Annotated in this window: 10 protein-coding genes; 4 read left to right on the top strand and 6 right to left on the bottom strand. The window is 41.0% G+C overall.

Translation table 11 applies throughout. The features are described from left to right. The coding region (locus AB1488_01775; GenBank protein MEW6408827.1) for an adenylate/guanylate cyclase domain-containing protein at positions 1–587 on the top strand (587 nt) is incomplete at its 5' end. A 99-nt stretch (positions 588–686) separates the two neighbouring features. Here the strand turns inward: AB1488_01775 and AB1488_01770 are convergent. Genes AB1488_01770 through AB1488_01760 form a run of 3 tightly spaced genes read right to left on the bottom strand, consistent with a single transcriptional unit; the run spans position 687 to position 4,745 of the window. After that, positions 687–2,507 (bottom strand): FecR family protein, encoded by a 1,821-nt coding sequence (locus tag AB1488_01770; protein ID MEW6408826.1) that lies wholly within the window; start codon positions 2,505–2,507, stop codon positions 687–689. A gap of 12 nt (positions 2,508–2,519) precedes the next feature. Next, positions 2,520–3,155 carry a hypothetical protein gene (locus tag AB1488_01765; GenBank protein ID MEW6408825.1) on the bottom strand — a complete coding sequence of 212 codons (636 nt, stop codon included), beginning with the start codon at positions 3,153–3,155 and terminating at the stop codon, positions 2,520–2,522. A 27-nt stretch (positions 3,156–3,182) separates the two neighbouring features. Then, positions 3,183–4,745 carry a tetratricopeptide repeat protein gene (locus AB1488_01760; GenBank protein MEW6408824.1) on the bottom strand — a complete coding sequence of 521 codons (1,563 nt, stop codon included), beginning with the start codon at positions 4,743–4,745 and terminating at the stop codon, positions 3,183–3,185. Positions 4,746–4,920: 175 nt separating this feature from the next. Between AB1488_01760 and AB1488_01755 the strand changes: the two genes are divergently transcribed. Further along, entirely contained in the window at positions 4,921–6,003 is a 1,083-nt protein-coding gene (locus AB1488_01755) for an Sfum_1244 family protein (GenBank protein ID MEW6408823.1), read from the top strand. On the opposite strand, the gene hisA is transcribed toward AB1488_01755, so the two are convergent. Next, on the bottom strand, positions 5,975–6,706 hold the full coding sequence (hisA, locus tag AB1488_01750; GenBank protein ID MEW6408822.1) for a 1-(5-phosphoribosyl)-5-[(5-phosphoribosylamino)methylideneamino]imidazole-4-carboxamide isomerase: 732 nt from the start codon (positions 6,704–6,706) through the stop codon (positions 5,975–5,977). The two genes, AB1488_01755 and hisA, sit on opposite strands and share 29 nt — an antisense overlap. Before the next feature lie 195 nt (positions 6,707–6,901). On the opposite strand from hisA, the gene AB1488_01745 reads away from it, so the two are divergent. Together AB1488_01745 and AB1488_01740 are read left to right on the top strand one after the other, a co-directional pair. Beyond that, positions 6,902–7,453: an HDIG domain-containing metalloprotein gene (locus tag AB1488_01745; GenBank protein MEW6408821.1), complete on the top strand. Its 552-nt coding sequence runs from the start codon at positions 6,902–6,904 to the stop codon at positions 7,451–7,453. An 81-nt stretch (positions 7,454–7,534) separates the two neighbouring features. Next, positions 7,535–8,737 (top strand): MFS transporter, encoded by a 1,203-nt coding sequence (locus tag AB1488_01740; protein MEW6408820.1) that lies wholly within the window; start codon positions 7,535–7,537, stop codon positions 8,735–8,737. Here AB1488_01740 and hisH read toward each other — a convergent pair. Together hisH and hisB are read right to left on the bottom strand one after the other, a co-directional pair. Next, the gene (gene hisH / locus AB1488_01735; protein MEW6408819.1) at positions 8,711–9,367 is read right to left on the bottom strand and encodes an imidazole glycerol phosphate synthase subunit HisH; all 657 of its coding nucleotides are present in this window, start codon (positions 9,365–9,367) and stop codon (positions 8,711–8,713) included. The two genes, AB1488_01740 and hisH, sit on opposite strands and share 27 nt — an antisense overlap. Continuing rightward, positions 9,364–9,954 carry an imidazoleglycerol-phosphate dehydratase HisB gene (gene hisB, locus AB1488_01730; protein ID MEW6408818.1) on the bottom strand — a complete coding sequence of 197 codons (591 nt, stop codon included), beginning with the start codon at positions 9,952–9,954 and terminating at the stop codon, positions 9,364–9,366. Before hisB ends, hisH begins: the two co-directional genes overlap by 4 nt. Positions 9,955–10,278: the final 324 nt, after the last annotated feature.

Raw genomic sequence — 10,278 nt, 5'->3', positions numbered from 1 at the left:
CCGAGGAGGTTGTCGCTATACTCAATGAGTATTTAGGGGCAATGACAAAGGTGATTTTCAGGTTGGAGGGAACACTTGATAAATTCATTGGAGATGCCATCCTTGCCTTCTGGGGCGCACCTATGAGACAGGAAAACCATGCAGAGCTTGCTGTAAGATGTGCCCTTGATATGGTTAAAAGACTCGAAGAACTCCAGCAAAAATGGCACTCAGAAGACAAACCTCTCCTTGATGCTGGAATAGGGATAAATACAGGTGAAGTGCTTGTTGGAAACATCGGTGCAGAAGGAGAAAAAATGGATTACACAGTAATTGGAGACCATGTAAATTTAGGCTCAAGGGTAGAATCACTTACAAGGAAATATAATACCCATATCCTGATAACAGAATTTACCCTGAATAAGATAAGAGACCTGGTAATAGCAGGTAGCCTCGATTGTATATCCATAAAGGGACTTGAAAAGGTGATGGTAAAGGGTAAAGAGAAACCAGTGGAGATATACGAGGTTAAATCCCTTGAGCCTGGTTCTGAATCAATGATTATAGAAGTTGAAGAAGAAAAGGTTGTCCGCCTCGAGGAAAAGTAAACCCTGCACCCCGTCACGCGGGCTGTGGGGACTGCACAAGCAGGGCATTCTGGCATGGTGCGGGGTAAAATTAAATCCATAAATTGATGGATTGGGTAGTTATGGAAGCATAAATCCAGATTTAATCTCGCCGATCGCCTTACTCTCGAATGTCCCTGATGTACTACCTGTCATCTTGCCGATCATTCCACCTGCTGCATCAGTGTCACCAGATTTTCTAACATCTGCACCCACTATAGCAGTAGTGCTATTGAGTGCCTTTATACCGCCATCAACAGCCATAGTAAAGCTTGTTCCAATTGACGTTGAACCGCCTATACTACCATCAAAATTAGTCAAGTTCTGAATCGTTTTCCCTTCTGTAGTAATACTCCAACTCCCATTAACATTGACATCAAAAAGCCCACTTCCAGGTGAAATTTCTATACCTTTCCCTGCAGTTCCTGATGTAATTGATACACTTCCTACAGCAGTACTTATTTCTTTGAGTTCCAGATACTGTCCAGAACTAATTGATACATCAAATGTCCTTAAAGCTGTTTCAGTTATGGGCACAAAGAAGTCAGACTTTGCACCAGGAATGGTCGGGATTATCTTGCTAAATTGCTCCCAGAAGGCTTTTGAGCCGTCCCAGAAAAGCCCGGCTGCGTTTGTAGAGAATGTGCCACTGTAACCTGATCGTGACCCGCTGCCGTTATTGTAAAATATATCTGAGTAACTGCCTGAAAGTTCACCAATATAATAGTATTTCTTTGAACCATCTTCTATCCAGCCTATATTTCCGCCATCCCAGCTTTTACCCGAGAGCGATATGTTTGCAGCACTGGCACCATAAATTGGTCCTACCGATGTGCTACCTGAATACAAGAAATAGGACCAGTCATCGTTGGATGCATTTTCTGGGGCCACAGATCGAGATGAGTCCCATGCATAAGAGCCGCTCATGTTTAAGCTATAATATCCACCCTCAAGGATTGTCTGGTTAAAAGTACCTGATATAGAACCACCACTTTGAACAACCGCTGCAGTACCGTCCCCCTCAGAGCTGTTATACCATAATATCCCTCCATCCCGCATACTGGCTGATACACTAAATTTCTTATTTACTGTAAGAGCTCTAACATCAGGTCCTGGCGGAGGCAGTGTTATAACCGTAGGTTGTACAGGTGGTGGTGCCGCAGGGGGAGCTGGAGGTTGTACTTCGGGAGGAGGGGCTTCCGCTCTTCCAGGTGGTGCTGGCGATACCTGTCGTTCCTGCTGTCTGTATTCGCGCTCACTATATGGTCTCTCCACAGGTGCCCTGCCGTGAAATATCTCGCCTACCTCACCTTTAGAGACAATTACAGTCCCAAGGGGATTGGCAAACTCTATTACGCCATCTTTTACATATACCCGTTCTACACCATCAGTAAATAAAATTCCTTCTGTTCCTCTTACCCCTGCAACAGCTGTTTTTGTCTTCATCTCAAATTTGCTACCTTCTGCTGGATATACAGGACGTGGAACGGTAAAGCCTGTCCTTCCTCTGTAAAGCTTTAAGGATGCTGCCCTCTTTTCTTCTTCAGGCTTAAAAAGATATTCGTCTATACCAAGCCTTGATTTTGGTCCAACAGTCGTCACACTGTTATCAATAAATGTTATCTCTGCCTTACCATCGCTCTTTGTCCTCAGTATGTCTCCCACATTGACAGTGTCACCCACTTTTGCGGGCACGGCAACAGCGACCCCTGCCCTCAGGATATCCACCCTTCCTTCTATCTTTGTTATCCTTCCTGCCACCTGTGAAAAGGCTATGGAGGGAACAAGAAAACTGATCAGTATAAAGACGACAAGTGGTAGCAAGTAACGAATTTTTAAAACAGGGGATACTACTCCGTTATTGATCGCTGACTTCTGACTTCTAATTTCTACCTTTAACATGTCTCACCTCATTTAAAACCTGTATTCAAGGTTTGAGGTATAAAGATTTCTCTTATACTCATAGATGGTTATGTTGGAATCATTTTTTATATGGGTATACCCGATACTTATATCCATTGGTTTAATAATACTATAGGTTAAGGATGTTTGTATAGTGTAAGTATCATCACGCCTTTTCTTTCTGTAAATAGTGTGCATTTTAGAGAAGTTTTGATTATGCATCTCTGAGAAGATGTTTACCTTAAATTTATTATTAAAAAATGGATACAGAAGCCCTGCAGATGTCTTCACCCCTGTGTAATCCCAGTTAATTCCATCAGTATCATTGACGTCACCTTCTAATCTTGCATTAAAAAGTCCGTCTCCCTTTGAGAAGGTATAAAGATAACCGAGCCCTACGGAGGAGTAATGTGCATCCCTGTCCTCTGCCTGACTTGGATACGAGCCAAATTTTCTCCCGCTAAATGCACGATCGAATTCTTCTCTTTTGTATTTAAGAAGTGCCTGTCCCAGATGGTTACCCTTAATGAGAAATGTAAATGATGGATTGATGGTGAATGCCTGCTTATATCTTATGTAGTCAATTGCAAGGTAATTATATGAAAGCAAAAGACTCGTAATACTCTTTTCTGTATTATAAGATGGCATTATAGAAAATGTCTGGCTTACTGTATCCTAACTGAAAATCTTTTCCCCTGCTGTTTTTTTCGGATAATCACGATCTTTGTGCTGGTTGATACCAAGGGAGTAGGATGTCTTTATATTCCATCGCCCTTTTGAATAAAGGGTATATTCTCCAAACAAAGAGTATATCCTTTTCAAGTCCTCCTGCTTAGTTATATCAACAAGGGCTTCATCTAACGGATTGACCAAGACATTATCATCATACTGAAGACCAATCCCTAAGATAAGTCTATAAGGTGGTGGAATCTTCTCCAGTGCCTCAAGATAATCTTTTGAAAATAATGCCCAGTCAGAGGTTGGGTCTATTGTTATCAATCCCTTGAACATCTTCTTTGCCTTTTTAAACTCCTTTTCCAGAGTATAAGCAGTAGCAATCTGGAAGTCTGCCTGTTGTGTCAGCGAAGTATCCAGTTCTTTCGCCTTTTTAAACGCCTCAACCGCTTCCATGTTTTTATTTAATTTTAGTAGTATCAGCCCTTTCAGATAATTGGACTCTGCAGGTCTAACGCCCTCTTTTATAGCTGTTTCAATAATACTTAATGCCTCTTCATACTTAAGTATGCTAAAAAGCGTATCTGCTAAGAAGAATTTTACATCTACTGCCTTTGGGTCAAGACTAAGTGTCTCTTTAAAAAATCTAACTGCCTCAGGATAATTCTGCATTTCTTTATGGGTGAGTCCGAGATAAAATGTTATCCGTGGGTCCATTGGTCTTTCTTTATATGCCTTTTCAAAGAACACGAGTGCTTCTTCGTAATTTTCAGCCTTAAACTCTGCAAGCCCTTTTTCAAAGAAATTCACAGAAAGGTTAACCCTCTCTGCTACTGACATAACTGCAGTTTTTTTCAAGACATTATCGGTGTATCTTAAACTTCTTCCTTCAGTAATACTAACCTTCTTCTCCTTTGGTTCTAACCCAGTATCGTCTATATATCGTTTTGCTATCTCCGCAAGATCTGATTTTGGGTCAGCCATTACAACCGCCTTAAAATACTCCTTTGCCTTTGTTGTATCGTTGTCTTTCATATATAAGTTTGCTATTTGATAGTCCACCATCTGGGCAATAGATTTCTCAAGTTCTTTCGCTTTATTTAGGTATTTTATCGCCTCTTTGGTCTTTCCAAGTCTCATAAAGACAAGCCCTCTCATCATAGTGGTATTCGCTGGCCTGACATTGAATCTTTCTGCCTCACTGAGATATCTGTCTGCTTCCTTCAACTCTCCTAACTGAAAAAGAGAGTCGCCTATCTCATAGTAAAGGTCAGTTAATTTGGGGTCAAGGTCTAAGGCGATCTTTAGATACCTGACGGCTTCTTTGAAATTCTGCATATTTTTATGTATCATTCCAAGATAATACGAAGTCAGAGGGTTTTTTGGCTCCTGCTTATACGCTTCAACAAAACTCTGGAGTGCCTTTTCATAGCGTCCCCCCTGAAAATCATTTATTCCCTGAAGCACATGTGGTGACTGGGCTGATGATATATCGACATGCTCAATAAAGATAAAACAAAAGACGATTACAACGCAGAATACCGAGATCTTTAAGTAAAACATTTCCCCCTTCTCTATGTTGGTGGAGATGGATAGCCTTCTGGTTCTATTTGGCAAAGCCACTTCATACATATCACAAACCTATTATAAAATGCAATAAAAAAATGGATGTCTATTAACAATCAAGTTACACTGATTCTGTGATATAATGCATACAAAACTGTTAAGCCACTATCTCATGATTGACATAGAATCCATAGCAAAGCAGGTCAGAGAAAACTGTGAGATTGCGGATGCAAGATCGTGGGGAACCTATTCCCTTTGCACCCTGCTGTTAAAACTGAGGGACATGTATAGATGGGAAAGGAAATTGAAACCATGGGAGAGCGTAAACCATTCTGATGTGATGGCATGGATAGGTGAAAAGGAAAATAGATGGGACCTTCTCGCCCTGCATGAATTTAGAAACATAACTATTGAAGGAAGGGATTTCTCTCCCTTCAACATAGAGGAAATAAATGTTCATCTGACCCCAGTGAATCTTTTATACGGTGCCGGGTATGTCGGTACAAAGCCAACCTTTTTTCTGGGTAAAATCGAAAAAAAGAGGCAGGAAGTCCTTAAAACATCAGGGGTCAATATTTACATATTAAATGAAGAACTCGCAAGAGATCTATTGACTTTTCCAGCGCAACTCCAGACGGATAATATTATCTGCAGGAAAGAGCCAATTCGATACTGGTTGTGGGATAGACTTGAGGAAGTAAATGCCAGAAGTGTAAAAGATGAGAATGCCCTTTCTTTTGCCTTCGACTCATACGGATTGGATGTGGCGAGAAGAAAGATGCCTCCATCAGAGATAGAAGAAACGATGGAAAACCTCCTTAATGAAGAAGCAGAGTCTTACATTCACCATGAAATTGGTGAATGGATTGAGCGGGCATCTTTCGGTTTTGAATGGAATGAATTAATTACATGCTGTTCAGAGGGAAAGGCCGGACATCTCGTAAGGGGAGTAAAGGATATCCTTGCTGATACAACAGACAACGGTATGCTTGATCACATCGTCTCAAATCATAAAAAGGGCTCTCTTGGATTTTATGTATCCCAGTTGAAAGACCTGAGACGATTGTTATTTCCAGAGATATTAGATTCCTATTTAGAGTTTCGCAAGAGTGGTGATTGGAGACATATTGAGGTTGCAAGGATACTTGGATATAATAAGGCAAAAGGATCTGCAGAAAGGATAATTAGAATTTATAAAGAGGGAAAAGAAAAAGGCTCTGATTGGATTAAGAGTGAGATTGAAAAGATTTTGTAAGTTCAATTGCTTCTCTCAGATCCAGCGATCCTGAATATATCGCCTTGCCAACGACTACCCCTTCAATCGGGAGTTGCATTAACCTCTTTATATCATTTATATCTGACACTCCTCCAGAGGCTATAACAGGTATGTTTACACTCTCTGCCATTTCTCTGATTGCCTTGATGTTAGGTCCTGAGAGCATGCCATCACGTTTAATATCTGTATAAATAATCGCCGCCACCCCGCAGGATTCGATTTCTCTTGCAAGGTCTGTTGCCTTTTTTTTAGTTGTCTCTGACCAACCTTTTATCGCTACCCACCCATCCCTTGCATCAATCCCGACAAGAATCCTTCCTGGAAACCTACCACACAGTTCGCTAAGAAATTCAGGACTTTCAATGGCTATTGTACCGAGTACCACCCTGTCTATCCTTAAGGAGAAAAGTCTATTGACTGTTGTGGTATCTCTTATTCCTCCACCTACCTCTATCGGTATGTTTACAGATTGCCTTATGGAGATAATTGACTCAAGATTTTTCATCTCACCTGCAAAAGCCCCATCGAGGTCAACCACATGGATGAGTTCTGCACCAGCATCCTGCCATCCCTTTGCGATCTCTGAAGGATTATCAGAATAGATGGTCGATTCCTCCATCTTTCCCTGCAGGAGACGGACACATTTGCCATCCTTAAGGTCTATTGCAGGAATGATTATCATCGCATTATGCCTGAAGTATGAATCATAACCAAACAAAATATAACATACAATCAAATTATATTGCAAACTGGTTAAATAATTTTCCTTGACAGAAAAGGTTAAGTTTAACCATATTCAATATGATTCCTCTTATTTGTCATTGCGAGGAGCGAAGCGACGAAGCAATCTCACTATCTCCTAAAGATGGAGGGAGCTATGAGCTATAAGATTCAAGATACAGATGTTGATTTGCTCAGAAAAGCAGGCGTATCAGAAGATGATATAAAACACTGTGTCAAGGTAGCAGAAAAGGCATTAGAGATTGCCCGGAGGACTGGCGCTAATGTTGACATGGAACTTGTTGGTAGAGGCGCCTTATTCCATGACCTCGGTAAGACAAAGACTCATGAGATTGAGCACGGCAAAATCGGTGCTGAAATTGGAAGAGACTTAGGGTTACCTAAGTCAATAACAGATATAATGGAGAAACATATAAGGGGTGGCCTTACAGAAGAGGAAGCAAATGAACTTGGATTGCCAGTAAAAGATTATTCCCTCAAAAACCTCGAAGAAAGGATAGTGATTTATGCAGGCAGACTTGTGGATATAATCATGGATGGGATTATACCTGTTAAATCTGAACTTGAAGCGGAAGAACGTTTTGTGGAAATACTAAGAAACTATCCGAGGTATGGGAAAAACGAAAAGACGCTGAATAGGTACATTGGTTATCACAGAGAAATTCAGGGATTAATGAAACAATTTTGAGGTTCACTATTAATTGTCATTCCTGCAGAAGCAGGAATCCAGTATTTGATAAACTTTTACTGGATTCCCACTTTCGTGGGAATGACGAAAAAGTATTTTAAGGCAAGAATGAAATTCAGTCCCTTCATACTCCTCTGCAGCACAGGGCTTTTTGCCATATTCAGCTCAACAATATCAAAAAGCCCTGTGCTTCCTCTCTTTTCAGCCTTTCTTGGTGCAGACCCATCAGGTGTGGGTGTAATTGCTTCTATATCTGCTTTTACTGGTGTCATTGTTAGTATACCTGCTGGAATACTTTCGGACAGATTTGGAAGAAAAAGGATGCTCCTTTTCTCTGTTTTTGTATTCTCAACAGCACCCTTTCTTTATCTTATGGTAACCAATCTATGGCAACTTGCAATAATAAGATTTTATCATGGTTTTGCCACTGCCATATTTATCCCTGTGGCTATGGCTACGATCTCAGACCTCTTTGATAAAGAAAGAGGTGAAAAGATGGGCTGGTTTTCTTCTTCTACCCTCATCGGAAGATTCATGGCACCTATAGCTGGTGGAAGTATTATAGGTTTTTTAGCCTTTAACCCTGAAATAAGCTATAAATCTGTGTATATGCTCTGTGGTATGGCTGGCATGGTTGCCCTTGCTCTGACTCTAAAGATACCAGCACTCAAGGAGACAGAATATAAAAAGCAGAGATGGGTTGAGACAGTAAAAGGGTTCAGGACAGTAATATCGAACAAAGGTATACTTCTAACAAGCGCTGTTGAAGCTGCAATACTGTTTGCTTATGGCACTTTTGAGACATTCCTGCCTCTTTATTCGATAAGAGTAGGTCTCAGTGCCTATGAGATTGGAGTTTTTCTGTCTGCACAGGTCATCACGCTGGCATTAACAAAACCAATGATGGGAAGATTTTCTGATAGACATGGAAGAAAACCACAGATTTTTGTGGGTGCTATAATTGGCGCAGTCTGCATCGGTAGTTTTCCACTTTTTAGGTCATCCATACCTTTACTTGCTTTGAGTATATTATTTGGATTAAGCCTCTCGATTGTGACATCTGCAACATCTGCATTAGTTGCCGATCTCAGCAGGCGTGAGAATCGTGGCTCTGCAATGGGAGTGCTTGGCTCTATCATGGACATAGGACACACCACAGGACCTCTGTTTTCAGGCATTATTGCTACATACTCTGGTTACAGTCAGGCATTTATGTCAGTTTCAGTTGTCCTTGTTATAGTAGCATTGATATTTCAATCATTTAAGTTCTCCAAATCTCTTTAATATCTTGAGACCTACTTCCTGACTTTTTTCAGGGTGAAATTGTGTAGCATAGATATTGTCTTTCCATATCATTGAAATAAATCTGACACCGTAGCCCGTGGTAGTTGCAATAACATCTCTCTCATCAGGTACTACATAATACGAGTGAACAAAATAGACATAACTACCGTCAGGAACATCGGTAAGTATAGGAACATCCTTAACTTTTTCAATCCTGTTCCAGCCCATATGTGGAACCTTGAGCCTGACTGGATTAATTGAGAGTCCTGATGGTAAAGATGGTAATGGTTCAGTCATGTCAGGAGGAAATCTCACAACCTTACCCTTTATTACATCGAGTCCCCTGTAAACCCCAAATTCCTCGCTTTCGGTAAAGAGAAGTTGTAGCCCGAGACATATACCGAGAAATGGCTTACCACTCTCGATACTTTTAAGAACTGCCTCCACCAGATTCGCATCTTCAAGATTTCTCATACAATCGCAGAATGCACCGACACCCGGTAGAACAACCTTATCTGCATCTACTATACGACTCGGATTTTCTGTGACAACCGCATCATATCCAATCTTCTCAAAAGCCTTCTGGACACTCCTAAGATTACCCATACCGTAGTCTATAATAGCGATCATATCCTTCCCTTTGTTGACTGAATCCCCTTAATCCTCGGATCAATACCTATCGCCTCATCAAGTGCCCTGCCAAATGCCTTGAAGATTGATTCAATGATATGATGTATATCTTTCCCATAACGGAGGTTTATATGGAGGTTAACTCCACAATGATTGGCAAATGCCCTGAAGAAATCCTCTATAAGTGCTGGGTCAAAATCCCTCAGTTTGTATCTCTTTGGCAGCGCTACATTATATATGAGATATGGTCTTGCACTTATATCTATAGAAACCTCTGTTAGTGTTTCATCCATTGGAACAGTAGCCACTCCATATCTCCTGATGCCCCTCATGTCTCCAAGTGCCTTTTTAACAACATTACCGAGCGTGATACCAATATCTTCCACTGTATGGTGATAATCCACCTCTGTGTCTCCCCTTGCCCTGATTTTTAAATCAAATAATCCATGTTTTGCAAATAATGCGAGCATGTGGTCAAGGAAAGGTATAGTAGTATCTATGCGGTAATCACCCTTACCATCAAGTTCTATCTCTATTCGTATCTCTGTCTCTCTGGTCTTTCTTTCAACCTTTGCTTTCCTGCCCATCTTCATCTACCTCCATTTTTTGTCTTATTTAGTCCTTCTCCAAAAGGGTTCAAGGGCTCAAGGATTCGAGAGTTCAAAAAGACCGTAATCCGTTATGCGTAAAGCGTAGGGAGTAAAAAAGTAATACACATAACGCATCACGCATTACTCATTACGAATTCACTTGACCCCTTAACCCCTTGAATCCTATCCCTTTATTACACCTCAGGCAAAATCATTCCTATCTGGGCGCCCGGGAAATAGGCAAGATTGGTTTCTCTCTCTTTTCCCCACGACCACGATGGTATTATCGAAAGCCTCGCAGTACCAGAACGGATGGAAAGT

Source organism: Nitrospirota bacterium, from assembly GCA_040756155.1.
In the GTDB taxonomy this organism is placed as follows: domain Bacteria; phylum Nitrospirota; class Thermodesulfovibrionia; order JACRGW01; family JBFLZU01; genus JBFLZU01.
This window is presented reverse-complemented; position numbering and strand designations above follow the sequence as displayed.

Bases quoted from the DNA above. Each gene is read 5' to 3' on its own strand.
- AB1488_01770 (MEW6408826.1), bottom strand. From the start codon at position 2,507: ATGTTAAAGGTAGAAATTAGAAGTCAGAAGTCAGCGATCAATAACGGA.
- AB1488_01765 (MEW6408825.1), bottom strand. From the start codon at position 3,155: ATGCCATCTTATAATACAGAAAAGAGTATTACGAGTCTTTTGCTTTCA.
- AB1488_01760 (MEW6408824.1), bottom strand. From the start codon at position 4,745: ATGTTTTACTTAAAGATCTCGGTATTCTGCGTTGTAATCGTCTTTTGT.
- AB1488_01755 (MEW6408823.1), top strand. From the start codon at position 4,921: ATGATTGACATAGAATCCATAGCAAAGCAGGTCAGAGAAAACTGTGAG.
- hisA (MEW6408822.1), bottom strand. From the start codon at position 6,706: ATGATAATCATTCCTGCAATAGACCTTAAGGATGGCAAATGTGTCCGT.
- AB1488_01745 (MEW6408821.1), top strand. From the start codon at position 6,902: ATGAGCTATAAGATTCAAGATACAGATGTTGATTTGCTCAGAAAAGCA.
- AB1488_01740 (MEW6408820.1), top strand. From the start codon at position 7,535: ATGACGAAAAAGTATTTTAAGGCAAGAATGAAATTCAGTCCCTTCATA.
- hisH (MEW6408819.1), bottom strand. From the start codon at position 9,367: ATGATCGCTATTATAGACTACGGTATGGGTAATCTTAGGAGTGTCCAG.
- hisB (MEW6408818.1), bottom strand. From the start codon at position 9,954: ATGGGCAGGAAAGCAAAGGTTGAAAGAAAGACCAGAGAGACAGAGATA.